Raw genomic sequence first — 24,690 nt, 5'->3', positions numbered from 1 at the left:
GCCGATCCCCACGCTTCCTGGCTCCCATGTCGGCCCCTTCCTCGCGTACTGCGGCATCGCCGCGCTGGTTCGTCGCCGGCGACCTCAATGGCTTCTTCGGCCTGGTCGTCGACAATCTCTCCATCCTTGGTTTCATCGCGATGGCGTTGGTCGGGATGTTCCAGTTCCCGGCCGAGGTGGTGTTCGGGCGCATGTTTCCCGGCACCGCGTTCGGCGTGCTGGTGGGCAACCTGCTCTACACCTTGATGGCGCGGCGGCTGGCTGCACGCACCGGGCGCGACGACGTCACCGCGATGCCGCTGGGCCTGGATGCGCCAACCAGCATCGGCATGGCGCTGTTGGTGCTGGGCCCGGCGTTCGTCGGCTTCAAGGCACAGGGGCTGGACCCGCAGGCGGCTGCCATCGCCACCTGGAAACTCGGCATGGCCGCGCTGGTGGTGATGGGCCTGCTCAAGCTGGTGCTGTCGTTCGTCGGCGAGGCGGTCACGCGCGCGCTGCCGCGCGCAGCCTTGCTGGGTTCCATCGCCGGCATTGCGCTGGTGTTGATGGGCTTGCTGCCACTGCTGGAAACCCTGCGTTCGCCGGTGGCCGGCTTCGTCACCCTGGGTCTGTTGCTGTACGTGCTGCTCGCCAAGGGCCGGTTGCCGACCAAGTTGCCCGGCGTGCTGGTGGCATTCGTGATCGGCACCGCGCTGTATTACGGGCTGGGACTGGCCGGCCTGGGCGCACCGGGCTTTGCGGTGCCGGAATGGACGCCGCCGCAGATCGTGTTGCCGCTGCCGAACCTGGGCTTCATCGACGGCCTGCCCGCCACGCTGGCGTACCTGCCGCTGCTGCTGCCGTTCGGCCTGTTGATGGTGGTGGGCGGCATCAACGTCAGCGAGAGCGCACGCGCCGCGGGCGATGACTACCGCACCCGCGACATCCTGCTGGTGGAAGCCCTGGCGACGCTGGTCGCAGGCGTCTGCGGCGGGGTGGCGCAGACCACGCCCTACATCGGCCAGCCGGCCTACAAGCACATGGGCGCGCGCTCCGGTTACACGCTGCTGACCGGCCTGTTCGTCGGCATCGGTGGCATGCTGGGTGTGATCTCCGGCTTGGTGCAATGGCTGCCGCTGGCGGTGCTGGCGCCGATCATCGTGTACGTGTCGATCGACATCACCACGCAGGCGTTCCAGGCCACGCCCAGGCAGCACGCCGGTGCGATGGTGCTGGGCTTTCTGCCATCGGTGGCCTACCTGCTGACCATCAAGGCACCGGGCTGGATTCCGCCGGATCAACTGGTCGCACTCACCACCAAACTCGATGGACACGGCCTGCCGGAGCTGGCGGTGATCTTCGCGTTGGGCAACGGTTTCATCATCACCGCGATGCTGTGGATCGCCGCCGTGGCGGCGATGATCGATGGCCGGCTGCGCCGTGGCGCGGTGTTCCTGCTGGTGGCCGCGGGGCTGACGCTGTTCGGCCTGATCCATTCGGTGGACCCGCGCGGCGGCATCTATCTGCCATGGTCGCTGCACGGCCTGGCGCGCGTGATCAGCTGGCAGTTCGTGGGTGCCTATGTCGCGCTGGCGGTGACCCTGCTGCTGCTCTCGCTGCTGCCCGCACGCAAGGAGGCAGTGCAATGACATCCTGCTCCAGCGTGTTGCGGGTAGTCATCGGTGGCGCACTATTGCTTGGCGCCGGCGGTGCCTGGGCGGCCTCGTTCGATTGCAAGCAGGCCGGCACGGCGGTCGAAAAACGGCTGTGCGCGGTGCCGGCGCTGGGCAATCTGGACGATCAGCTGGACGAATCCTTTCGGGCGCTGCTGGACACCACGCCGCGTGGCGCGGTCGCGGGCGTGCGTGATCAGCAACGCGCCTGGCTGCGGCAGCGCAATGCCTGCGCGCAGGACGCCAAGCTGGACGACTGCCTGCAACGCACATTGAAGGCCAGGGCCGATGTGCTGGCCAAGGCGCTCGTTGCGCAGCAACAGGCGCTGGATCGCATCATCGCCTTGATTCCCACTGCGCCTGCCGATGCCGCGCGCCAGTTGCAGGGCTACGACACGCCGCTGGCTTCGGCGTGGCTGGCGTATCTGCATCAGTTTGTCCCCGCCGCGGGCGTGGATGCGAAGCTGGCGAGTGCGCGGTTTGAAAGTGCACGCAAGGCGCTGCGCAAGGTCGACGACTTCGCCGCATCCTTGCTCGACGATGTGGATGGCATGCCCGCCATGCAGGCGCAGGAACGCGTGCTGACATTGCTGCGGATGTGGATCGAACGCGACAACAGCGATCATCGTCCTTACGTGCATTGCTTCATCTTCGCCGCAGTGGGTGAGCCGGCGTATGAGGCGTTCGGGTCGCTGTATGGCTCGACACGCGACGGGTTCGCGCCGATCTGCGAGCCGCCGGGCGGTCTGTTTGCATTGGCGAGCTGGAAGCAGCTGGATGCCGGCTTCGACGGGTTGATCGAGGCCCTGAGCAAGGACGCCGGCACCATTCGCTATGCCAGTTACGCCGAGTGGAAAATCATCGCGTTACGCGCGTCGGTATCGCCACTGCTGTACCTGACACCGGCATTGCGCAAGCGCTACGGCGAGGATCCGGACAAGGCGATTGCGGCCTGGACCGGGGAAGACAGCGACTGGCCGGCGGCACAGCGCAAGGCCGTGCGCGCGTTGCTGCCGAAGGTGCGCGCCGACACGGCCGCATGGCTGGTGCGCGAGAAGCGCCTGCCTGCGAAGCAGGCAGAGCAGGCGGCCGCCGCGATCGTGGCGGCCTGGGTGAACGCGCGGCTGGATTTCGCAAGCTGAGAGCGGCGGAGACAGCCACTCGCGGCCATCGGGCGGGCGGCGTTGTCGTTTGATGTGGCAACGCTGGTCGTTCTGGTTCGAGCGTTGGCGATGTGGGTGAGCGAGAGTCAAAGCGAGAGCCAGAGCATGCGATTTGCGGCCTGGCTGCAGGGTCCTCGCCCGCCCACCATCGCGGGACACGCCGCAAGTACGTCCTTGTAGGCTCTTACGCGGCATCCATGCCGCGTAAGGTCCCGCGACGGTGGGCGGGCAAGGACCAGTCGAGATGGTCGGTGTGCATGGTGCAAGCAATGCACGATGCATCTTGTTCGGATGATCTGCAGGTTGGCTGCAGGGCCCTTGCCCGCCCACCATCGCAGGACACGCCGCAAGTACGTCCTTGTAGGCTCTTACGCGGCATCCATGCCGCGTAAGGTCCCGCGACGGTGAGCGGGCAAGGACCAGTGGAGATGGTCTGTGTGCACGGTAAGAGCAGTGCGTAATGCGCGTTGTTCGATACTCGACGTCCGACACACGCGCGACAAGCAGCTTTTCATGAAATTGCTTTTGGTGTCGTGCTCCAAAGGACTGGACGACGCCGATGTATCAGCTGCAGAGCGGTTGATCTGCCGCTTGGCTGCGGGGCCCTTGCCCGCCCACCATCGCAGGACACGCCGCAAGTACGTCCTTGTAGGCTCTTACGCAGCATACATGCTGCGTAAGGTCCCGCGACGGTGAGCGGGCAAGGACCAGTCGAGATGGTCGGTGTGCATGGTGCAAGCAGTGCATGACGTGCGCTGGTCGGATCACCGTGTGTTCGATCAACCTTTCAGCATTTTTCCACCGCAACCCGAGCAGCAGACGGGCTTTCAACACGCAACCTACAAACGTCTCATCTGCTGCCGCAAGCCAAGCGACAAGCTTTCAAGCGGCCGACTAACTCTCTGGCGCGGTGTCCCGCAAGCGGTGAGGGCACCGCGCACCCGACCAACTCGGCTTTGGAACGTCCAGGTGCTGCTGAAGCTCAAGCGCTCGGTCGCCTTGGAAGGTATTGAGCGGTGCGAATGCGTCGACTGTAGAGCGGACGATGTGCGGCTTGGCTGCAGGCCCGTTGCCCGCCCACCATCGCAGGACACGCCGCAAGTACGTCCTTGTAGGCTCTTACGCGGCATCCATGCCGCGTAAGGTCCCGCGACGGTGGGTGGGCAACGGCCAGTCGAGAGGGTCGGTGTGCATGGTTGCAAGCAGAGCATGAGGTGCGCTGGACCAACTCGGCTGTCAGTTCTAGCGCTGCAGCCAGCGTTTCCTGCCAGAGGCAGGCATCCTCGCGGCCAATCGCTCTTGTGCGATGCACATGGTCTGCTTGATGGCGTCATCGCCGCACATTGATGGAACCACCGCAATATCTCGTGGTCACACCCTGGATGTTGTCGATGTAAGGAGTTCCACGATGCAATCCAAGTCTTCGCGTTGGCCCTGGCTGCTGGCGGTGCCGGTGGTGGCTGGCGCCGCCTGGTGGCTATTCAGCGGGTCACCCACGGCGCCGGGCACGTTGCCTGCGCCGATCAGCCAGACCGCCAGCGCCGTGGCAGCGGCGGTGACCCCCGCGCCGCCGGCACCGACCGGGCCGCGCCATCCGGTGCAGCAGCCCTCGGCCGACGCCGCCGACGCCGCAATTCCCGCGCTGGCACAGAGCGATGCCGCTGCGTGGCAGGCCTTGCTGGAACTGGTGCAGGACGATGGCGCCTTGTCGATCGTGCTGCGCAAGCACCTGATCGAGCGCGTGGTGGTGATGATCGACAATCTCACCCAGCCCAGCATCAGCCGTCGCGCCTCGGTGCTGCAGCCGGTGGCGGGTGAATTGGCAGTGTCCGACGCCGGCGGGAGTGTGGTGATCGATCAGGCCAATGCGGCGCGGTATGCGCCTTATGTGGCGGCGTTCACCCAGGTGGATGCGCAGGCGCTGGTGCGCAGTTATGTGCGTTTCTATCCGCTGTTCCAGCAGGCCTATGCCGACCTGGGCGCGCCAGACCGCTACTTCAACGACCGCGTGATCGACGTGATCGATCATCTGCTGCGCACGCCCGACCCGGTACAGCCGATCAGAGTGCAGCGCGACGAGCGTGGCCGTTATCGTTTTGTCGATCCCGCGTTGGAGTCGCTGTCGGTCGGTCAAAAGGCGCTGCTGCGGTTGGGGCCAGCGCAAGCGGCTGCAGTGAAGGCGCAGTTGCAGCGGATCCGGACGGCATTGCTGCAGGGACGTTGACGCGGCGTGGGATGACGTGAGGAGAAGGCCGCCCGAATGCGGCCTTGCATGCATGGATGCAGCATCGTGCGCCAGTCCAGCATGGAACAACGCAACTTCGGCGGCATGCGGTGCATCACGCGCCGCCATCGCTTACGCCGCATCCAGCTCCGGATAGTGGCGGAAGATGCCGCTGGTATTGAACGCCACGCGCCGTTCGGAGGCGAGATAGCCGGCGATGCGTGGGCGGGCGGCCACGCGCTCCTGCAAGGCCTTCAGGCAGGGAAGATCGGCTGACAGCGTCTTCATGCGCTTGGGGAACATGTATTCCAGCCCGCTGATCAGCTGGAACAACGACAGATCCACATAGGAATGCGTGCCAAGCACATGCATGCCGCCGGCCTGTTGCAGCACCTGCTCGAAGTGGCCCAGGAACTTGGGCAGGCGGTTGTCGCGCAGATCCTTGGCGCGCTTGGCTGCCTCGGCTTTCTGGTCTTCGTAATACAGGCCGGTGGCGATCGGATGATGGCTGTCGTGCACCTCGGCCACCAGATCGGCGATGGTCAGCTGCAACTGCAATGCCTGGATGCGCTGTGCGTCCGAGTTCGGCACCAGCTGCAGTTGCGGTCCGATGACATGCAGGATCGCCGCCACCTGCGCAACCACCGTGTCGCCGGTCTTGAGGAAGGGCGGTGCGAACGGCTGCGCGCCGGCCTGGTGGCCTTCCAGAAAGGCATTCATCACCTCATCGCCTTCGACACGCGCCACGTCGATGTAGTCGGCGCCGGCGTCTTCCAGTGCGAGTCGGACGAATTCGCCGCGGCCTTGCAAGCCGGTCCAGTAATAAAGCTGATAGTGCATGCGCTGCTCCGCGATTGATGATGCTGCAGCGTAGAAACCGCGCGGCTAGGCGGGCGTGAGCGAAGCGTCAGCGGGCTGTGACCCGGTGCCGTCGTGCGGCTGCGCCAGCAGCCAGGCCAGCTTGCGCGAGCGCGGCTGCTGCTTGAGCTGCCACTCTGCGCGCGAGGCGGCGGCGCGGTCCGCATACGGATGGCTGGCAAGCAGCTCCAGGGGCGGGTTTGCACGGGTATAGCGCGCGCCAGTGCCGCGCTGATGCGCCTGGAAGCGCCGTTCCAGATCGTTGGTGATGCCGGCGTAATAGCTGCCGTTGCGACATAGCAGCAGATAGAGGTGCCAGGGCTTGGGTGCATCCATGGGCCCATTATCGCCATTGGCCTGGTGTTGTGTGCAGCGATGTTCTTGGCGAGCGCTGGGCACGGGTGGTCGACACGCGGCGGCGCGTGAGTGAATAACCACCTAAACATTGGTTATTTGACGCTCGCGGCCGCTGCAAACAGCATGCGCTACTGCATTGCAGCGCCGTGTCGGCCTGCACTCTGGAAGGATCGCCGTGCATGCATGGCGCTCGCCAATTCGCAAAAAACCTCCCCACGCTGCTGCACGACAGCCGACGCCACGAAAGGACGTACATGCCTGCGCGACACCGGACCTCTGCAAGGATCCTCGCTGCTTCGAGATGGTTGGCCAGGCCGCAGGTGCTGGCGTGGAGTCTGGCGTGGGCATGTGCGCCGGTGCTGGCCGATGAAGTGCGCGAGGCTGCTGCGACGCCGGAGCACGGCGCGCAGACCCTGGGCGCGGTCACAGTGACTGCCACGCGCCGCGAAACCACCTTGCAGCAGGTGCCGGTGGCGGTATCGGTGGTGCAGGGCGAGACGCTGGAGCGCGAAAACCGCAACAGCGTGGCCGACCTGCCGGCGCTGGTGCCCAGCCTGAGCTTTCGCAACGGTGCCTCCAACAAGGACACCTCGTTGTTCCTGCGTGGCGTGGGCACCATCTCCACCTCGCCAGGCGTCGAGCCTAGCGTGGCGACGGTGATCGACGGCGTGGTGCTGGGACGTCCGGGCCAGGCCACGCTGGACCTGCTCGATGTCGAGCGCATCGAAGTCCTGCGCGGGCCGCAGGGCACCTTGTTCGGCAAGAACGCCTCCGCCGGCGTGCTCAATATCGTCAGCAAGCCGGCGCCGGAGTTGTTCGGCGGCTATGTGGATTACTCGCACTTCGGTGGCGGCGACGAAGACCGCGTGCGTGCCAGCGTCGGCGGCACGCTGGTGCCGGAGCTGCTCAAGGCCAGCGTGTCGGCATTGTGGGCCGAGTACGGCGGCAACGTGCGCAACGTGGCCGACGGCCAGACCGTCAACGGCTACCGGCGCGCCGGCGCAAGATTGCGGCTGGACCTGAGCCCGAACCCTGACTTGAACGCGACGTTGCTCGCAGACTACCTGCAATCGCACAGCGACGCGCCCAGCGGTGTGGTGGTGGACAGCACGCGTGCCGACTTCGCCGCGGCGCTGGCACCGGTCGTCGCCAGGGACGACAACCGGCAGATCAACAGCGATTACCGCACGTACCTGGACGACATCAACAAGGGCGCCTCGCTGCAGCTGGACCAGCAACTCGGCGATGCGCTGCTGACCTCGATCAGCGCGTGGCGGCAATGGGACAACACCCAGTTTCAGGATGGCGATCGCACCGCGCAACGCAGCGTGGCGTTTCCTGCCTCGCACGACCGTGGCGACCTGGGCTACACGCAGTATTCGCAGGAAGTGCGCATCCAGACGCCACGCGATCGTGTGCTGGAAGCAGTCGCCGGGCTGTATTACCTTCATGCGCGCAACGACGAAACCTACCGCCGCACGGTGACGACGCCCACCGCCAGCAACGTGGGCGTGGCCGACTACGCCACCCGCGCGGAAACCTATGCCGCCTTCGGCGAGGCTACCTGGCATTGGCGCCCGGATCTGCGTGCGCTGCTGGGCGCGCGCTTCACCCGCGACACGCTCGACTACCGGCATCAGCGCGTATCCAGCTCGGCAACCGCAGTCACCGGCATCCAGCCGTCCACCGCAAGCAGCGGCAGCACCGCAGAAAACGGCGTGTCCGGCCGCACCGGCCTGCAATACGATTTCGACGCGCGGACCACCGGCTACATCACCTATTCGCGCGGCTACAAGGGCCCCGCCTACAACGTGTTCTTCAACATGCAGCCGCGCGACACGCCGGCGCTGAAACCGGAGACCTCCAATGCCTGGGAGCTGGGCCTGAAGGCGCGCGCCCTGGACGATCGCCTCAGTGCGAACGTGGCGCTGTTCCATACCGAATACGCCAACTACCAGGCCAACTTTTTCGACACCGTGGCCGGGCAGGTGGTGACGCGCCTGATCAACGCCGGGCAGGTGCGCACGCAGGGCCTGGAACTGGATCTGGACTACCGGCCCACCGAGCGGCTCAGCCTGGCCGCCTCGCTGGCCTACACGCAGGCGCGCATCCAGCGGTTTGCCTGCCCCACCGCAGCGGCGGCCAACTGCAATGTCGATGGCCGGCCGTTGCCGTTTTCGCCGGACTGGAAGGGCAATCTGCGCGCCGGTTACCGGGTGCCGTTGCGCGGCAGCCTGGCGCTGGAATTCAACGGCGACGTGAGCTGGCAGGACAGCGTGCAGTACGACCTCAGCCAGACCCCGCAGACCATCCAGGGCCCGTATGCGATCTGGAATGCCAGCATCGCACTGGCCGACGATGTGCATGGCTGGCGGCTGGCGGTGCTCGGCCGCAATCTCGGCGACCGCTCATACGCCCCGTTGCTAGCCAATGCCACCGGCAACGTGTTCCGGCTGGTGCCACGCGACGACCAGCGCTATGTCGGGCTGCAACTGCACAAGGATTTTTGACGATGTCCGTGATGTTTGTTGATGCTGATTCGAGCAATGCAGGCGCACCGCACGGTGGGCTGCGATGAGCGCTGCACGTCAGCTCTCGCTCGGTGCGTTCCTGATGGCCACCGGCCACCACGTGGCCGCATGGCGGCACCCGCAGGCCAGTGCCGACCCGCTGGTGTTCGACCATTATCGCGAGATGGTGCGCATCGCCGAAGCCGCCAAGTTCGATGCGGTGTTCGTCGCCGACAGCCTGGCTGCAGCCGGTGGGCCGGTGGCGTCGCGGATGGCGCGCTCCAGCCTGTTCGAACCGCTCACGCTGCTGAGCGCGTTGGCGGTGGTGAGCGAGCGCATCGGCCTGATCGCCACCATGACCACCAGCTACAACGAGCCGTATCACGTGGCGCGCAAGTTCGCCTCGCTGGATCATCTGTCCGGTGGGCGTGCCGGCTGGAATCTGGTCACCTCCGATGCCGCCGACGAAGCGTTGAACTTCAACCGCGACGCGCACTACGTGCATGCCGAGCGCTATGCGCGGGCGCGCGAATTCCAGCAGGTGGTCGCGGGGCTGTGGGACAGCTGGGACGACGATGCCTTCATCGCCGACACCGCTGCAGGCGTGCACTATGATCCGGCGCGGCTGCATGTGCTGGATCATCGCGGCGCGCACTTCCAGGTCCGCGGCCCGCTCAACATCGCGCGCGCGCCGCAGGGGCATCCGGTGCTGGTACAGGCCGGCTCGTCCGAGCCCGGGCGCGCGCTGGCTGCGGAAACCGCCGAGGTGGTGTTCACCGCGCAATCGTCGCTGGTCAAGGCACAAGCGTTCTATGCCGACATCAAGGGGCGGCTGGAACAGTTCGCGCGCGCGCGCGATGCGTTGAAGGTGATGCCGGGTGTGTTCATCGTGGTCGGGCAGAGCCAGGCCGAGGCGCAGGACAAGTTCGCGCAGTTCCAGGAGCTGGTGGAGCCGGAGGTCGGCATCGCGCTGCTGTCGCGCATGCTGGGCAACTTCGATCTGTCCGGCTATCCCCCCGATGGCCCGTTGCCGGAGCTGCCGCTCACCGAAACCGGCCAGCGCAGCCGCCAGCAGTTGTTCACCGAGCTGGCCGGACAGGAGCAGCTGAGCATTGCCCAGCTCGGTCGGCGCATCGCAGGCGGACGCGGGCATTACAGCCTGATCGGCACGCCGACACAGATTGCCGACGAGCTGCAGGCCTGGTTCGAAGGCCGGGCCGCGGACGGTTTCAACGTGCTGGTGCCGCATCTGCCCGGCGGCCTGGCCGATGTGGCCACGTACGTGGTGCCCGAGTTGCAGCGGCGTGGACTGTTCCGGCGTGAATATGCAGGACGCACCCTGCGCGATCATCTGGGGCTGGCACGCCCCGTCAATCGCTTCAGCGCACGCTGACTCACCGGATACCCTGATGACCTATCTCGCACATCCCGATCGTTACGACCGTATCGCCTACCGCCGTGTCGGCCGCAGCGGCCTTGTCCTGCCTGCGCTGTCGCTGGGCCTGTGGCACAACTTCGGCGACAGCACGCCGATCGACACGCAGCGCGCATTGCTGCGGACCGCCTTCGACCTGGGCATCACCCATTTCGATCTGGCCAACAACTACGGCCCGCCGTATGGCAGCGCGGAAATCAACTTCGGCCGCCTGCTGCGTGAAGACTTCAAGCCGTATCGCGATGAATTGATTCTCTCCACCAAGGCCGGCTGGGACATGTGGCCGGGCCCGTACGGGCAGGGCGGCAGCTCGCGCAAATACCTGCTGTCCAGCCTGGATCAGAGCCTGCAGCGGCTGGGCGTGGACTATGTGGACATCTTCTACTCGCACCGCTTCGATGCGGACACGCCGCTGGAAGAGACCGCCGGCGCATTGGCCAGCGCAGTGCAGCAGGGCAAGGCGCTGTATGTGGGCGTGTCGTCGTATTCGGCGGCGCGCACGCGCGAGATCGCCGCGTTGCTGCGCGAGTGGAAGGTGCCGCTGCTGATCCACCAGCCGGCCTACAACCTGTTCAATCGCTGGGCCGAGCATGAGCTGTTCGAGGCGACCGACGAGGTCGGCGCGGGGGTGATTGCATTCACGCCGCTGGCGCAGGGCCTGTTGACCGGCAAGTACCTCAATGGCGTACCCGGCGACGCGCGCGTGAATCGTCCCGGTGGCGACTCGCTGCGGCCGGAACATCTGTCCGAGGCCAACCTGCAGCGCGCACGTGGGCTGGATGCGATCGCGCAGCTGCGTGGTCAGAGTCTGGCGCAGCTGGCCCTGGCCTGGGTGCTGCGCGACCCGCGGGTGAGCTCGGCACTGCTGGGCGCCAGCCGCCCGGAGCAGTTGATCGAAAACGTCGCGGCCTTGCAGACGCCCGAGTTCAGTGCGGACGAGTTGGCCGAGATCGATCGCTTTGCGGTCGAAGGTGGCGTCAACCTCTGGGAAAAACCGTCCACCGATTGGCAATGAGGAACGCTCCGATGCGCTACCGCTTTTTGATTGCTGCGTTGCTGTTGTCCGGCATCGCGTGGCTGCAACCCGCAGCGGCGGCCGAGCCGGCGCAGCTGCGTATCGGCTATCAGAAAGCGGTGTCCAGCCTGGTGCTGGCCAAGCAGCATCGGTTGCTGGAGCAGCGCTTCCCGCGCACCAGAATCAGCTGGGTCGAGTTTCCGGCCGGCCCGCAGCTGCTGGAAGCCTTGAACGTGGGCAGCATCGATCTGGGCGGTGCGGGTGATATTCCGCCGCTGTTTGCGCAGGCCGCCGGTGCCGATCTGCTGTACGTGGGCTGGGTGCCGCCCACGCCCAAGGCCGAGACCATTCTGGTGCCGGCCAAGAGCACGCTGCGGCGGGTGGCCGACCTCAAGGGCAAGCGGGTGGCCTTCCAGAAGGGCTCCAGCGCGCACAACCTGCTGCTACGGTTGTTGGCCAAGTCCGGCCTGAGCATGCGCGACATCACGCCGTTGTATCTGTCGCCGGCCAACGCACGAGCGGCGTTCGCGGCCGGGCAGGTGGATGCCTGGGCGATCTGGGACCCGTGGTATTCGGCATTGACGCTGGATGGCAGCGCACGCCTGCTCGCCAACGGCGAAGGGCTGGGATTGACCGGCGGGTTCTTTCTGTCCTCGCGGCGTTACGCCACCGCCTGGGGTCCGTTCGTGCAGCAGGTGATGCTGCAGCTCAACCAGGCCGATGGCTTGCTGGAGCGCGACCGCGCCGGCAGCATCAAGGTGCTGGCGCAGGTCAGCGGGCTGTCGCCTGCGGTGGTTGAGCGCACGCTGGCGCATCGCCCGCCGGCCAGCGTGCAACCGCTCAGCGCCGAGGTCATCAAGGCGCAGCAGGCCACTGCCGATCTGTTCTACGCGCAGCGCCTGCTGCCCAAACGCGTGCTGGTGGCCCCGGCAGTATGGCGTGCGCCCGCGGTTGCCGCGGTGCCAGCGGCAGGCAAGCAGGCGGCGGGCAAGTGATGCACGCAAGCAGTACTACACCCGCAAGCAGGAGCGCATGCGCAGGCCAGAACGCGTGCCGAGCATCCGTGAGCGGACAGGCGCACGCCGTTGTTTCGCTGCATCGCCCAACCAACAAGGCTGCGCGATGAGTCGCCGCGCGCAGCGATTAGGCAACGTGCTGGTGCCCTGGCTAGTGCCACTGGCCTTGCTGGTGGCCTGGCAGATCGCAGCCTCCGGCGGCTGGTTGCCGCAGCGCATCCTGCCCGCGCCGGATGCGGTGTTGCGTGCCGCAGTGACGTTGGTGCAAACCGGCGAGTTGTGGCAACACCTGGCGATCAGCAGCTGGCGCGCGGCCGTGGGCCTGGCCATCGGCGGCAGCATCGGGTTTGCGCTGGGCCTGCTCACCGGCGTGTCGCGTGTGGCCGAACGCCTGCTCGACAGCGCCTTGCAGATGCTGCGCAACGTGCCGCATCTGGCGCTGATCCCGCTGGTGATCCTGTGGTTCGGGATCGACGAGGGCGCCAAGCTGTTTCTGGTGGCGCTGGGCACGTTCTTCCCGATCTATCTCAATACCTATCACGGCATCCGCAGCGTGGACCCGGCCCTGATCGAGATGGCGCGCAATTACGGCTTACGTGGCCCGCAGCTGTTTGTCGATGTGTTGTTGCCCGGTGCGTTGCCGTCGATTCTGGTCGGCTTGCGCTTTGCGTTGGGCCTGATGTGGCTGACCCTGATCGTGGCCGAAACCATTTCCGCCAGTTCCGGCATCGGCTATCTGGCCACCAACGCGCGCGAGTTTCTGCAGACCGATATCGTGGTGGTGGCCATCGTGCTGTACGCGCTGCTCGGCAAGCTGGCCGATCTGGCCGCACGCGGGTTGGAAGCCTGGTGGCTGGGCTGGCATCCGGCGCAGCAACAGCGTGCGGAGCTGCGCCGATGAGTGGAACAGACACTGGCCTGCCGCTGAGCCTGCGCGACATCGGCAAGCGCTACGGCGACAGCGAGGTCTTGCGTGGCATCGACCTGGAGATCGCGCCCGGCGCCTGCGTGGCGGTGGTCGGGCGCAGCGGCTGCGGCAAGAGCACCTTGCTGCGCGTGATCGCCGGGCTGGAAGCGGCCGATACCGGCACCGTCGACAGCGGTCATGCAGCGCTGGCAGCGCAGCGCGATGCGGTGCGGCTGATGTTCCAGGACGCGCGGTTGTTGCCGTGGAAGCGCGTGATCGACAACGTGGCGCTGGGCCTGGGGCGTGCCGGGCGTGCGCAGGCACAGGCGGCGCTGGACGCGGTGGGGCTGGGTGCACGCAGTGGCGAGTGGCCGGCGGCGCTGTCCGGCGGTCAACGCCAGCGCGTGGCCCTGGCGCGCGCACTGGTACACCGGCCGCGGCTGTTGTTGCTGGACGAACCGCTGGGCGCACTGGATGCGCTGACGCGCATCGAGATGCAGCAGCTGATCGTGCAGTTGTGGCGGCAGTACGGCTTCACCCTGGTGCTGGTGACCCACGATGTGGCCGAGGCGAGTGCGCTGGCCGATCGCATCGTGCTGATCGAGCATGGCCAGGTCGGCCTGGACCTGCCGGTGCCGGTGCCGCATCCGCGTGCCCCCGGCGCGCCGGCCCTGGCGGCAATCCAGGCGCAGGTGCTGTCGCGTCTGCTGGGGGCATCGCACGTGCCGGCGTCAGCGGCTGCGGAGAATCCTGCCGTGGCGCCTGCGTCGCTGCCGCTGCGGCGGATCGTCTAACGAGATGTCCGTCTGCCCGGGGTGGTCCAGGTCAGTGGGCGAACCCACACCGCCCAGCCCAGGCGCCACCGCGTGTGAGCCCGTCCTACTGCCCCGCATCGGCACCTGCGCAGCCGCCAAACCTTGAAACCCCGCACGGCAGCCGCATCTGCACGGTATCGTCGGCGTCGCCGGCCACCAGTTCAGAGGATTATCCCCATGCGGATGGACAAGCTCACCTCGCGGTTCCAGCAGGCGCTGGCCGACGCGCAGTCGCTGGCCGTGGGCCGCGACCACAACATCATCGAGCCGGTGCACGTGCTCGCCGCGTTGCTCGATCAGAGTGGCGGCAGCACGCGCCCGCTGCTGTCGCAGGCCGGCGTCAACGTGCCGCTGCTGCGCGAGCGGCTGGGCGAGGCGCTGGACACGCTGCCCAAGGTCTCCGGGCAGGAAGGCAACCTGTCGATCGGCAACGATCTCAACCGCCTGCTCAACCAGACCGACAAATTGGCCCAGCAACATGGCGACGCCTTCATCGCCAGCGAGTGGTTCGTGCTGGCCGCCGCCGACGATGCCAGCCCGCTGGGCGTGGCCTTGCGCGCGGCCGGCGGCGACAAGAAGAAGATCGAAGCCGCCATCGACAAGCTGCGCGGCGGCGAGACCGTGCAATCGGAAAACGCCGAGGAACAACGCCAGGCGCTGGAAAAATACACCATCGACCTGACCGCACGTGCGGAGAGCGGCAAGCTCGATCCGGTGATCGGCCGCGACGAAGAAATCCGCCGCACCATCCAGGTGTTGCAGCGGCGCACCAAGAACAACCCGGTGCTGATCGGCGAACCCGGCGTGGGCAAGACCGCCATTGTCGAGGGTCTGGCCCAGCGCATCATCAACGGCGAAGTGCCCGAAGGCCTGCGCGGCAAGCGCGTGCTGTCGCTGGACATGGGCGCGCTGATAGCCGGCGCTAAATTCCGCGGCGAGTTCGAAGAACGGCTGAAGGCGGTGCTCAGCGACCTGTCCAAGAACGAAGGCCAGATCATCCTGTTCATCGACGAGCTGCACACCATGGTCGGCGCCGGCAAAGCCGATGGCGCGATGGACGCCGGCAACATGCTCAAGCCGGCGCTGGCGCGCGGCGAGCTGCATTGCATCGGCGCCACCACGCTGGACGAATACCGCAAGTACATCGAAAAGGACGCGGCGCTGGAGCGGCGTTTCCAGAAGGTGTTCGTGGGCGAGCCGACGGTGGAAGACACCATCGCGATCCTGCGTGGGCTGAAGGAACGCTACGCGGTGCATCACGGCGTGGAGATCACCGACCCGGCGATCGTTGCCGCCGCCACCTTGTCCAACCGCTACATCACCGACCGCCAGTTGCCGGACAAGGCGATCGATCTGATGGACGAGGCGGCATCGCGCATCCGCATGGAGATCGACTCCAAGCCGGAGGAACTCGATCGCCTGGAGCGCCGCCTGATTCAGCTCAAGATCCAGCGCGAGATGCTGAAGAAGGAAAAGGACGACGCCTCGCGTCAGCGCCTGGCCGATCTGGAAACCGACATCGACAAGCTCGAGCGCGAGTTCTACGACCTCAACGAGTTGTGGAAGTCGGAAAAGGCTGCGCTGCAGGGCACCACCAAGGTCAAGGAGCAGATCGAGCACGCCAAGCTGGAGCTGGAGGCCGCGCAACGGCGCCAGGACTACGCCAAGATGAGCGAGATCCAGTATGGCGTGCTGCCGCAGCTGGAAAAGCAGATGGCGCTGGCCAACGAGGTCGAACATCACGACTTCAAGCTGGTGCAGGACCGCGTGACCGCCGAGGAAATCGCCGAAGTGGTGTCGCGCTGGACCGGTATCCCGGTCAACAAGATGCTCGAGGGCGAACGCGACAAGCTGCTGCGCATGGAAGACGAGCTGCACCAGCGCGTGGTCGGCCAGAACGAGGCGATCAAGGTCGTCTCCGATGCGGTGCGGCGTTCGCGCGCCGGCCTGTCCGATCCCAATCGTCCGAGCGGCTCGTTCCTGTTCCTGGGCCCGACCGGCGTGGGCAAGACCGAGTTGTGCAAGGCGCTGGCGGACTTCCTGTTCGACAGCACCGAGGCGATGATCCGCATCGACATGAGCGAGTTCATGGAGAAGCACTCGGTCTCGCGGTTGATCGGTGCGCCTCCGGGCTATGTGGGCTATGAGGAGGGCGGCTATCTGACCGAGGCGGTGCGGCGGCGTCCGTATTCGCTGATCCTGCTGGACGAGGTGGAAAAGGCGCATGCCGATGTCTTCAACATCCTGCTGCAGGTGCTCGACGACGGCCGCCTGACCGATGGCCAGGGCCGCACGGTGGACTTCCGCAACACCGTCATCGTGATGACCTCCAACCTGGGCTCGCACCAGATCCAGGAGCTGTCCGGCGACGGCAGCGCCGAGGCCTATACGCAGATGAAGGCAGCGGTGATGGGCGTGGTGCAGGCGCATTTCCGCCCGGAGTTCATCAACCGGCTCGACGACATCGTGGTGTTCCATCCGCTGGACAAGGCGCAGATCAAGTCGATCGCGCGCATCCAGTTGCATGGGCTGGAAAAACGCCTGTCCGAGCGCGGCCTCAAGCTGGACCTGGACGATGCGGCGCTGGAATTGCTTGGCAATGTCGGTTTCGATCCAGTGTATGGCGCGCGCCCGCTCAAGCGTGCGATCCAGTCGCAGGTGGAAAACCCGCTGGCCCAGCAGATCCTGTCCGGCCAGTACCTCGGCGGCGACACCGTGCGCGTGCGTGCCGAGGGTGGGCGGCTGGTGTTTGGCAAGGGCTGAGACGCGGCGCCGGTTGTGCGCCGTATCGCTGGCAGCGGTTGAAGCAAGCAACGGGCACTGCGCAGGCAGTGCCCGTTTGCATGAAAGGGATGGCGCATGCGGCGCATCGTCGGCGCTCACAACGCGGCGGCATAAGGTCATCACCGCTGGTTTGCAGACACGCGTGCAGGGCCGGCTATGGTCGGCACTCCTGTCCGAGCGAGCCGCGCCATGACCGATCCGCAGTGGAAGCCCGAAACCATCGCCGTGCACGGCGGCTATCAGCCCGATCCCACCACGCGGGCGGTGGCGGTGCCGATCTACCAGACCGTCGCCTACGCCTTCGACGATACCCAGCATGGCGCGGACCTGTTCGACCTCAAGGTGCAGGGCAATATCTACAGCCGCATCATGAACCCGACCAACGCCGTGCTGGAGCAGCGCGTGGCTGCGCTGGAAGGCGGTATCGGTGCGCTGGCGCTGGCCTCGGGGCAGGCTGCGGTGACCTATGCGATCCAGACCATCGCCGAGGCCGGCGACAACATTGTCTCCTCCAGCGCGTTATATGGCGGCACCTACAATCTGTTCGCGCATACCTTGCCGCAGTTCGGCATCAGCACGCGCTTTGCCGATTATCGCGATCCGCAGGCATTTGCCGGCTTGATCGATGAACGTACCAAGGCGGTGTTCGTGGAGTCGATCGGCAATCCACGCGGCAACATTACCGATATCGAGGCCGTGGCCGCGGTGGCGCATGCGCATGGCGTGCCGCTGATCGTGGACAACACCGTGGCCACGCCGTCGCTGCTGCGGCCGATCGACTTCGGCGCCGACATCGTGGTGCATTCGCTGACCAAGTATCTGGGCGGCCATGGCAACAGCATCGGCGGGGCGATCGTGGACAGCGGGCGCTTCCCGTGGGCGGCGCACAAGCAGCGGTTTGCGCGCCTCAACGAGCCGGACGTGAGCTATCACGGCGTGGTCTACACCGAAGCGCTGGGCGAGGCGGCATACATCGGCCGTGCGCGCGTGGTGCCACTGCGCAATACCGGCGCGGCGCTGTCGCCGTTCAACGCATTCCTGATCCTGCAAGGCATCGAAACGCTGCCGTTGCGGATGGAGCGCATCAACGCCAACACGCTGGCGACTGCGACGTATCTGCAGCAGCACGCGCGGGTTGCCTGGGTCAATTACGCCGCGCTGCCGGATCATCCGGAGCATGCGTTGGCGCAGAAGTATCTGGGCGGGCATGGCTCGGGCGTGCTGACCTTCGGCCTGCCCGGCGGGCGCGCGGCCGGCGCGCGTTTTCTGGATGCGCTGCAGTTGTTCACGCGGTTGGTGAACATCGGCGATGCGAAGTCGCTGGCAACGCATCCGGCATCGACTACGCACCGTCAGCTGGGCCCGGCCGAACTGGAACATGCCGGGGTCAGCGAAGACACGGTGCGGCTGTCGATCGGTATCGAGCACATCGACGATCTGCTGGCGGATTTGGAGCAGGCGCTGCAGGGGGCGTGAGGTTTTAGAGCCCCTTTCTGGGTTGGAATAGGCGAAGGACGAGCTGGCCTCTCTCCAACGTGGCGCCAAGGCGCAGCTTGCGTGCCACCGGCGCGTGACTTGGTGCCCCCGCGCTGGCAGGGCGGGTCGGGGCGCGGAGCGGAGCGGGGGGAGGGTACGGGTTCTCCAGGCACCGCCAAGTACGCCGTCTGTCTCTGGCTTCGGTCAGGGCGGCAGCGCGGCCGGGGATCGGCTCTTCGGCTCGGTCAGACATCCTGTCTGACTCGCCGCCGCGGCACATCCCTGTGCCGCTCTCCGCCAATCCCCGGCCACGCTGCCGCCTCGGCACGTCACTTCCATGACCCGGAAATCTTGAGCATGCCAATGCGGCGTGGCTTGAAGCCCCTCTCCTGTTGGGGCGAGGAGGCACAGCTTGCGCGCCATGGGCGCGCGTGCCTTGGAGCGCCCGCGCCGCAAGCGCGGGCCGGGGCGCGGAGCGGGGGTTGGGGTGAGGGTACTGGGGCGAAGCCCACTCGCATCTGCGAGGTGACGCTCGGTGGCAGGCATGCGGCCATGCCGGTAGCCCCGGCATGCTGCTTCCATCCATGGCATGAGGCTTCGCTCCGTACCCTCATCTGCCCCTTCGGGGCACCTTCTCCCGGTGGGAAAAGGGAGTGGCAATTCGCTATTGCGGTGCGTGGCGACGTGTTGCGCTTGGCCGGTTGCCGCAGACCTCGGAGGCGCCCTGGGCCAATCCTGCTACCATGCGCGCCCCTGAGGTGACTGCCGGAGTTACGGTGGTTTAAACGGGAATCCGGTGCGCGGATCGCCTTGGCGAGCTGCAATGCCGGAGCTGCCCCCGCAACGGTGGGCGAGGTCAGATGCCGCAATACGCCACTGTGCAGTCGCATGGGAAGGCGCGGCATCGGAGGCGCAGGCTTCCACTCGCGAGCCCGGAGACCGGCCTGAGGGATTGAACCGGCACGCGGTGGGCGTGGCCTTGATCGTCTGGCGCTGCCGCGTTGGACGCCTGGCCCGTTGCTGTCTGCCGCCCCATTGCCCCCGCGCGGGTAGGCGCGGATCCAGGAGCAGCAGTCGATGTCCGTTTCTTCCGTTTTGCCGCGTCGTGCGGTGCTGGCCGTGGGGCTGTCGCTGTGCGTGGCCACCCTGGCCCATGCCGAGGCCGCCATCGATCTCGACCAGGTCGTGGTCACTGCCTCGCGTACTGCGCAGACCCAGGACCAGACGCTGGCGCCGGTCACCGTGATCGACCGCGCGCAGATCGAGCGTCGCCAGGTGAATTCGCTGCAGGACCTGCTGCGTGGCGAAGCCGGGGTGGCGCTGGCCAACAACGGCGGCCCGGGCAAGCCGACCTCGCTGTTTCTGCGCGGCACCGAGTCCGACCAGGTGGTGGTGCTGATCGATGGCGTGCGCATCGGCTCGGCCACCTCGGGCGGAGCGGCGTTGCAGGATCTGCCGATCGAGCAGATCGAGCGCATCGAGATCGTGCGTGGTCCGTTCTCCAGCCTGTACGGTTCCGAGGCGCTGGGCGGGGTGATCCAGATCTTTACCCGGCGCCCGCAAGGCCGCTTCGTGCCCACCTTCAGCGCGGCGGCCGGCAGCGACAATGCGCGCCGCTATAGCGCGGGCCTGGCCGGGCGCAGCGAAGGCGATCTGAGCGAAAGCGGTGGCTGGTATTCGGCCAACGCGGTGCATGACGAAACCGATGGCATCAACGCGTATCTGGACACCAGCTCCAGCGACTACGACCCGGATCGCGATGGCTACCGCAACGATTCGCTGAGCATGCAGGGTGGCTGGCGCTTCAATCGCCAGTGGGACGCCGACGTGCATGCCTTGCGCGCGCAAAGCCGCAACGAATACGACGGCTCGGCCTTCGGCGGCAACCTGTCCAAGGGCGTGCAGCAGGCGGTCGGTGGCCGTGTGCGTTACGCGCCTACCGATGCGGTCAAGCTCACTGCCAGCGTCGGCAGCAGTTCGGACTTCAGCGATGCGTATTACGACGGCGCGTATCTGTCGACCTATGACACCCGCCGCAAGCAGGGCGCGTTGCAGGCCGATATCGCTGCCGGCGCGGGCCTGTTCACGGTCGGCTTCGACTGGCAGCGTGACGCCATCGCCAGTAGCGACAATTACGATGCCGACAGCCGCATCGACCGCGCCGCATTCGCGCAGTGGCAGCAGAGCTTCGGTGCGCAGTCCTTGCAGGCCAGCCTGCGTCGCAACGACAACAGCCAGTTCGGCGGCAAGACCACCGGCAGCCTGCTGTGGGGCTGGGATGTTGCCGAGCATCTGCGCCTGACCGCCAGCTACGGCACCGCGTTCAAGGCACCCACCTTCAACGAGTTGTATTACCCCGATTTCGGCAATCCGTTGCTGGGGCCGGAAACCTCCAAGAGCGCCGAGCTCGGCCTGCGCGGCAGCTACGACTGGGGCACCTGGACGCTGAGCGCGTTCCAGACCCGCATCGACGAGCTGATCGCCTACGACGCATCGTTGGTGGATGCGGCGCATCCGTTCGGGCAGCCGAACAATATCGATCAGGCACGCATCCGCGGTGTGGAAGCCGGCTACGACACCGAGCTGGCCGGCTGGACCGTGCGCAGCGCCTTGACCTGGCTGCAGCCGCAGGCCGATGGCGAGGTCAACAACGGCAACTGGTTGCCGCGGCGCGCGCGGCAGAGCGGGCGCATCGATGCGGACCGCAGCTTCGGTGCATTCGGCGTCGGCGCAAGCCTGTTCGGGTCCGGCAAGCGCTTCGACGATCTGGCCAACACCGAGCAGCTGGCCGGTTACGGGTTGCTGGATTTGCGCGTGAGCTATGCCGTGACTGCGGACTGGAAGGTCTCGCTCACCGCCAACAACGTGTTCGATCGCCAGTACGAAACCGCACGCTGGTATGCGCAGCCGGGGCGCAATTATCTGCTGACGTTGCGTTATCAGGCCGCGCAGTAAGCGTGGCTGTTGCGCCGGGCATGCGCACTGTGGGGTGAGCGCGCAACGAAGTGGGGCAGGGCGTCGTGCCGCTGGGCGAACTCATGCCTCGATTTGTCGACAGGCCGGCTACACCAGGCATTGGCGCTACAGTGCGAGCGTCTGGTGCTGGTGATGGCAGGTTTGCCGATGGTTCTGACGGGAGAGGCGGTGTGACAAGCGATTGGATCCATGGTGCCTGTGCGGTACCGGACGCGCGCGTGCGCGCGGCTGCGCTGGCGCGGCAGGAGCAACTGACCAAGCCGCACGGCGCGCTGGGCCGGCTGGAACAGCTGGCAGTGCAGCTGGCGGCCTGGCAGCGCAACGAGCACCCCACCGTGCAGCGGGTCTGGATCGCGGTGTATGCCGCCGACCACGGCGTCGCCGCCGAGGGCGTGTCTGCGTTTCCGCAGGCGGTCACTGGCGAGATGGTGCGCAATTTCGCCCGCGGTGGCGCCGCCATTGCGGTGCTGGCGCGAGAGCTCGGTGCGCGCCTGGAAGTGGTCAATCTGGGCGTGGTCAACGACCCGGGCGAGTTGCCGCGGGTGCGGCGTGCCTGGATCGCGCCGGCTAGTGCCAACATCTGCGAGCAGCCGGCGATGAGTTCCACCCAGTTGCGCGACGCGCTTGCCGCGGGCGCCGAAAGCGTCGCGCAGGCAAAGAGTTGCGACACGCAGCTGTTTGTCGGCGGCGAAATGGGCATCGGCAACACCACCTCGGCCGCGGCGTTGGGCTGCGCGCTGCTGTCGCAGTTTCCGCAGGCGATGGCCGGCGCCGGCACCGGGCTGGATGCCGAGGGCATCGCCCACAAGGCCACCGTGATCACCCGTGCGCTGGCCCTGCATGCCGATGCTGCGACGCCGTTGGAGCGGCTGCGCCGGCTGGGCGGTTTCGAGATCGCCGCCCTGGTCGGTGCCTACATCGCCGCTGCGCAGGCCGGGATTCCGGTGCTGGTGGATGGCTTCATCAGCACTGCTGCAGCGCTGGTCGCCACCCATCTCAATGGCGGCGTGCGCGAATGGCTGTTGTTCGGGCATCGCTCGCAGGAGCGCGGCCACGCCGCGTTGCTGCGCGCGCTGGATGCCGAGCCGTTGCTGCAACTGGACCTGCGCCTGGGCGAAGCCAGCGGCGCAGCGGCGGCGATTCCGCTGCTGCGTCATGCCTGCGCCTTGCACAACGGCATGGCCACATTTGCCGAAGCCGGCGTGTCCGACGCATGAGTGCGCAGATCAGCTTGCTGCGGCACGGCGACACTGGCCAGCACAGCGACCGCGGTCAGCTCGACGACCCGCTCGCTTAACTGGCTGGCAGCAACTGCGCGCGGCCACCGCCGACGGCGCATGGGACGCGGTGGTGGCCTCGACGCTGTAACACCTGCGCCTGGTTCGCCACCGGGTTGTATGCAGCCGGACGCGCCAGCGACACTGCGCAAGATCGGGACCGCAAGCCGTGCCGATCTGCGCGATGCTGGGGCTGTCCAACAGGAACCGCCCATGCCAGCAGCCGCTTCGGTCGTCTTCAATCGCCAGCGCAGCGTCGAGCGCGTCGTCGCCCATCTGCAGGCCAGCATCCGCGCCGGCGAACCACTGCCGGACCTGGCCGCATTGGCGGCGGTGGCGCAGCAGTCGCCGCATCATTTCCATCGGGTCTATCGCGCGTTGGCCGGCGAAACCCTGGGGCAGACCATCGCGCGGCTGCGTCTGAGTTATGCGCTGCATCTGCTGGGCGAGCCGGCGAGCACGGTGACCGAGGTGGCGCTGGCGGTGGGTTATCAGACCCCGCAGGCGCTGGCACGCGCGTTCCGCAGCCTGTTGCAGGCCAGCCCGAGCAGCTTGCGCAACGCGCCCGCGGTGCGCGCACAGAAACTGCAGCAGCTGGCCATGCCCTCGCTGCCGCCGCAGATATCCGGCGCACCCTTGCAGGTGCTGGTGCAAATGCTCGATCCGCTGGAAGTGGTGGTGCTGCGCCAGCGCGGCGCCTTCGACGATCTGGACCGTGGCTTCGGCCGCATCGCGGCCTGGGCCGAGCGCGCCGGTGCAATCGAACACTTGCAGGCCTTGATCGGCCTGCCGCTCAGCGACCACCGCGATGTGCCGGCACATCGGCATCTGTTCGAATGCGGCATGGTCTTCGACGCCGCGCTGTCGCCGCCGGCACCGTTGCAATTGCGCCAGCTCGATGGCGGCGCGCACGCAGTGCTGCGTCATGTGGGCTCTTATGCAGGTATCGAAGACGCGCTCGACCGCGTGCTCGCGCAATGGCTGCCCGACAGCGGCTACGTGCTGCGCGATGCGCCGCTGCATTACCTCTACCTGGACGACCCCGAAGCGGTGGCAGAGGCAGAGCTGCGTGCCGACATCCGCGTGCCGGTCCAACGGTCAGGTGAGCACGGTTGATTGCCTCTGACCCGCAAAGCCCAAGTTACGTATTGATTGGGCGGAGCTTGCTACCGCATGGCAGCAAGCGCGGATCAGAGACAGGAAGACGTGGGTCAGGTTCCACTCACCTGGGCCTTTGATCAAGGAGCGAATTGATGTGTTCTACATCTCTTTCAAGAAATTTCAGCTGTGCGGGAGGGATGAAATTCTTTTTTATCAAGCTTTCGTAGTTCGATGCGTTGCAGATGCCACTCAGGCAGCCAGAGTCAATGCGAAACGATCCAGGGCCACACTCCGCCCCTGCACGGCAAGCTGCCAGCTCCCACGCATGCTCGGAGTAATCTCCGCCCGCCGGATGCGCGTAATCGCCCAGGTCAACCGAGGTCTTTGCCAAGGTCAACATATCTCCGAGCGCAAAAATCGCATCCGGATCTTTGCTTTCAAAAGCCTTCGCCACGAGCGCGCTATAGGCGGCTTCGTTAAGCTGGCTGTCCGGCCTCGAAGCGACTTTGATCTGCGCGATCAGGTCTCCTCGTTTGGCAGCTTCCGCGTACCACAATTGAATAGCTTCAAGCGGAATCTGTTTGCCATTGTCGATCGAGTCGCAATAGTGCGAGTAGCGCTTGGATGATGCGGAATAGCGCCATGCGTTCTCCGGATCTGCCTTTGCGAATAAGGCCACCATGGCAGCAAAGTTTTTAGAAGATTGGCTGTAGATAAAGCAGCGCTCATACATTTCGGCAAGCTCCCGCTGTGCGACGGGGTCTCCGGACTCTGCCTTGTTCCTTGTGTCATGAAAATGCTGATCAATCTGCCCGCTGGACTCTGATGCCCATGTCTTGGATGGGTCTGCACGCGAGCCTTTGTCTAACAACTCCGTTTCACGGCTGCTGTCGTCATTTGTCATGGTGTTCGCTACCTGAGATGGGGTCTCCACGGCGCCGTGATTTGTGGGTAAGTAAAAGAACGCAAGCGTCGCCAGTATTAGCACTGCCAGTGAGATTGAAACAATCTTCTTCAACGGAACTCCATGCATCGGTTCTATGGGGTGGCTCACGCAGCAGTAGCCGTATGGTTGAGACTCCGCTGCAAGCTCCTTCGTCTACGCAAGGCTGACACACCCGTTG

The 24,690-nt window shown here is 66.2% G+C and carries 17 protein-coding genes, 2 pseudogenes and 1 riboswitch; of the genes and pseudogenes, 16 read left to right on the top strand and 3 right to left on the bottom strand.

Annotated elements, in window-relative coordinates:
• The first annotated feature begins 26 nt into the window (after window positions 1–26).
• The 3 genes from ABQY74_RS15230 to ABQY74_RS15220 all read left to right on the top strand — a co-directional run bounded on the left by ABQY74_RS15230 (window position 27) and on the right by ABQY74_RS15220 (window position 5,039).
• Window positions 27–1,628, top strand: a complete 1,602-nt coding sequence (locus tag ABQY74_RS15230) for a hypothetical protein (RefSeq protein WP_039519417.1) — start codon at window positions 27–29, stop codon at window positions 1,626–1,628.
• Complete coding sequence (locus ABQY74_RS15225; RefSeq protein WP_349792096.1) at window positions 1,625–2,794, top strand: lysozyme inhibitor LprI family protein; 1,170 nt, start codon at window positions 1,625–1,627, stop codon at window positions 2,792–2,794. The genes ABQY74_RS15230 and ABQY74_RS15225 overlap by 4 nt, the downstream gene beginning before the upstream one ends.
• 1,429 nt (window positions 2,795–4,223) lie before the next feature.
• Window positions 4,224–5,039: a DUF3014 domain-containing protein gene (locus tag ABQY74_RS15220; protein ID WP_349792094.1), complete on the top strand. Its 816-nt coding sequence runs from the start codon at window positions 4,224–4,226 to the stop codon at window positions 5,037–5,039.
• Window positions 5,040–5,171: 132 nt separating this feature from the next.
• On the opposite strand, the gene ABQY74_RS15215 is transcribed toward ABQY74_RS15220, so the two are convergent.
• Both ABQY74_RS15215 and ABQY74_RS15210 read right to left on the bottom strand, forming a co-directional pair.
• Complete coding sequence (locus tag ABQY74_RS15215) at window positions 5,172–5,879, bottom strand: glutathione S-transferase (RefSeq protein WP_349792092.1); 708 nt, start codon at window positions 5,877–5,879, stop codon at window positions 5,172–5,174.
• Between the two features lie 45 nt (window positions 5,880–5,924).
• On the bottom strand, window positions 5,925–6,233 hold the full coding sequence (locus ABQY74_RS15210; protein ID WP_349792090.1) for a GIY-YIG nuclease family protein: 309 nt from the start codon (window positions 6,231–6,233) through the stop codon (window positions 5,925–5,927).
• A 275-nt stretch (window positions 6,234–6,508) separates the two neighbouring features.
• Here ABQY74_RS15210 and ABQY74_RS15205 point away from each other — a divergent pair, with 275 nt between their 5' ends.
• The 13 genes and pseudogenes from ABQY74_RS15205 (at window position 6,509) to ABQY74_RS15145 (ending at window position 23,581) form a co-directional block, all read left to right on the top strand.
• A complete protein-coding gene (locus ABQY74_RS15205) occupies window positions 6,509–8,764 on the top strand; it encodes a TonB-dependent receptor (RefSeq protein WP_349792088.1) in 2,256 nt (751 codons plus the stop codon).
• Between the two features lie 64 nt (window positions 8,765–8,828).
• Window positions 8,829–10,157 (top strand): LLM class flavin-dependent oxidoreductase, encoded by a 1,329-nt coding sequence (locus ABQY74_RS15200; protein ID WP_104555529.1) that lies wholly within the window; start codon window positions 8,829–8,831, stop codon window positions 10,155–10,157.
• 16 nt (window positions 10,158–10,173) lie between these two features.
• On the top strand, window positions 10,174–11,214 hold the full coding sequence (gene mgrA, locus ABQY74_RS15195; RefSeq protein ID WP_104555528.1) for an L-glyceraldehyde 3-phosphate reductase: 1,041 nt from the start codon (window positions 10,174–10,176) through the stop codon (window positions 11,212–11,214).
• An 11-nt stretch (window positions 11,215–11,225) separates the two neighbouring features.
• Window positions 11,226–12,209, top strand: coding sequence for an aliphatic sulfonate ABC transporter substrate-binding protein (locus ABQY74_RS15190; protein ID WP_104555527.1), 984 nt, complete (start codon window positions 11,226–11,228; stop codon window positions 12,207–12,209).
• Between the two features lie 127 nt (window positions 12,210–12,336).
• Window positions 12,337–13,131 (top strand): aliphatic sulfonate ABC transporter permease SsuC, encoded by a 795-nt coding sequence (gene ssuC / locus ABQY74_RS15185; RefSeq protein ID WP_104594630.1) that lies wholly within the window; start codon window positions 12,337–12,339, stop codon window positions 13,129–13,131.
• Complete coding sequence (locus tag ABQY74_RS15180) at window positions 13,128–13,931, top strand: ATP-binding cassette domain-containing protein (RefSeq protein ID WP_104573730.1); 804 nt, start codon at window positions 13,128–13,130, stop codon at window positions 13,929–13,931. The genes ssuC and ABQY74_RS15180 overlap by 4 nt, the downstream gene beginning before the upstream one ends.
• Before the next feature lie 198 nt (window positions 13,932–14,129).
• Window positions 14,130–16,715: an ATP-dependent chaperone ClpB gene (gene clpB, locus ABQY74_RS15175; protein ID WP_024940653.1), complete on the top strand. Its 2,586-nt coding sequence runs from the start codon at window positions 14,130–14,132 to the stop codon at window positions 16,713–16,715.
• A 210-nt stretch (window positions 16,716–16,925) separates the two neighbouring features.
• A complete protein-coding gene (locus tag ABQY74_RS15170; protein WP_184229841.1) occupies window positions 16,926–18,212 on the top strand; it encodes an O-acetylhomoserine aminocarboxypropyltransferase/cysteine synthase family protein in 1,287 nt (428 codons plus the stop codon).
• Between the two features lie 739 nt (window positions 18,213–18,951).
• A riboswitch (cobalamin riboswitch) is annotated at window positions 18,952–19,175 on the top strand.
• Between the two features lie 114 nt (window positions 19,176–19,289).
• Complete coding sequence (gene btuB, locus ABQY74_RS15165; protein ID WP_349792083.1) at window positions 19,290–21,167, top strand: TonB-dependent vitamin B12 receptor; 1,878 nt, start codon at window positions 19,290–19,292, stop codon at window positions 21,165–21,167.
• Between the two features lie 44 nt (window positions 21,168–21,211).
• Window positions 21,212–21,362, top strand: a pseudogene (locus tag ABQY74_RS15160) (bifunctional adenosylcobinamide kinase/adenosylcobinamide-phosphate guanylyltransferase); the annotation flags it as partial.
• On the top strand, window positions 21,359–22,405 hold the full coding sequence (gene cobT / locus ABQY74_RS15155; RefSeq protein ID WP_104594624.1) for a nicotinate-nucleotide--dimethylbenzimidazole phosphoribosyltransferase: 1,047 nt from the start codon (window positions 21,359–21,361) through the stop codon (window positions 22,403–22,405). The pseudogene ABQY74_RS15160 and the gene cobT, both read left to right, overlap by 4 nt.
• Window positions 22,402–22,603 (top strand): annotated as a pseudogene (locus tag ABQY74_RS15150) (histidine phosphatase family protein); the annotation flags it as partial. The gene cobT and the pseudogene ABQY74_RS15150, both read left to right, overlap by 4 nt.
• 75 nt (window positions 22,604–22,678) lie before the next feature.
• Window positions 22,679–23,581, top strand: a complete 903-nt coding sequence (locus ABQY74_RS15145) for a GyrI-like domain-containing protein (protein ID WP_349792081.1) — start codon at window positions 22,679–22,681, stop codon at window positions 23,579–23,581.
• 106 nt (window positions 23,582–23,687) lie between these two features.
• Here the strand turns inward: ABQY74_RS15145 and ABQY74_RS15140 are convergent, their stop codons facing one another.
• The gene (locus ABQY74_RS15140; protein ID WP_349792078.1) at window positions 23,688–24,584 is read right to left on the bottom strand and encodes a hypothetical protein; all 897 of its coding nucleotides are present in this window, start codon (window positions 24,582–24,584) and stop codon (window positions 23,688–23,690) included.
• Window positions 24,585–24,690: the final 106 nt, after the last annotated feature.

The organism is Xanthomonas sp. WHRI 7064, assembly GCF_040202355.2.
Lineage (GTDB): Bacteria > Pseudomonadota > Gammaproteobacteria > Xanthomonadales > Xanthomonadaceae > Xanthomonas > Xanthomonas arboricola.
This window is presented reverse-complemented; position numbering and strand designations above follow the sequence as displayed.

Excerpts from the sequence above, each read along its gene's own strand:
- ABQY74_RS15230 (WP_039519417.1), top strand. The coding sequence starts at position 27 with ATGTCGGCCCCTTCCTCGCGTACTGCGGCATCGCCGCGCTGGTTCGTC.
- ABQY74_RS15225 (WP_349792096.1), top strand. The coding sequence starts at position 1,625 with ATGACATCCTGCTCCAGCGTGTTGCGGGTAGTCATCGGTGGCGCACTA.
- ABQY74_RS15220 (WP_349792094.1), top strand. The coding sequence starts at position 4,224 with ATGCAATCCAAGTCTTCGCGTTGGCCCTGGCTGCTGGCGGTGCCGGTG.
- ABQY74_RS15215 (WP_349792092.1), bottom strand. The coding sequence starts at position 5,879 with ATGCACTATCAGCTTTATTACTGGACCGGCTTGCAAGGCCGCGGCGAA.
- ABQY74_RS15210 (WP_349792090.1), bottom strand. The coding sequence starts at position 6,233 with ATGGATGCACCCAAGCCCTGGCACCTCTATCTGCTGCTATGTCGCAAC.
- ABQY74_RS15205 (WP_349792088.1), top strand. The coding sequence starts at position 6,509 with ATGCCTGCGCGACACCGGACCTCTGCAAGGATCCTCGCTGCTTCGAGA.
- ABQY74_RS15200 (WP_104555529.1), top strand. The coding sequence starts at position 8,829 with ATGAGCGCTGCACGTCAGCTCTCGCTCGGTGCGTTCCTGATGGCCACC.
- mgrA (WP_104555528.1), top strand. The coding sequence starts at position 10,174 with ATGACCTATCTCGCACATCCCGATCGTTACGACCGTATCGCCTACCGC.
- ABQY74_RS15190 (WP_104555527.1), top strand. The coding sequence starts at position 11,226 with ATGCGCTACCGCTTTTTGATTGCTGCGTTGCTGTTGTCCGGCATCGCG.
- ssuC (WP_104594630.1), top strand. The coding sequence starts at position 12,337 with ATGAGTCGCCGCGCGCAGCGATTAGGCAACGTGCTGGTGCCCTGGCTA.
- ABQY74_RS15180 (WP_104573730.1), top strand. The coding sequence starts at position 13,128 with ATGAGTGGAACAGACACTGGCCTGCCGCTGAGCCTGCGCGACATCGGC.
- clpB (WP_024940653.1), top strand. The coding sequence starts at position 14,130 with ATGCGGATGGACAAGCTCACCTCGCGGTTCCAGCAGGCGCTGGCCGAC.
- ABQY74_RS15170 (WP_184229841.1), top strand. The coding sequence starts at position 16,926 with ATGACCGATCCGCAGTGGAAGCCCGAAACCATCGCCGTGCACGGCGGC.
- btuB (WP_349792083.1), top strand. The coding sequence starts at position 19,290 with ATGTCCGTTTCTTCCGTTTTGCCGCGTCGTGCGGTGCTGGCCGTGGGG.
- ABQY74_RS15145 (WP_349792081.1), top strand. The coding sequence starts at position 22,679 with ATGCCAGCAGCCGCTTCGGTCGTCTTCAATCGCCAGCGCAGCGTCGAG.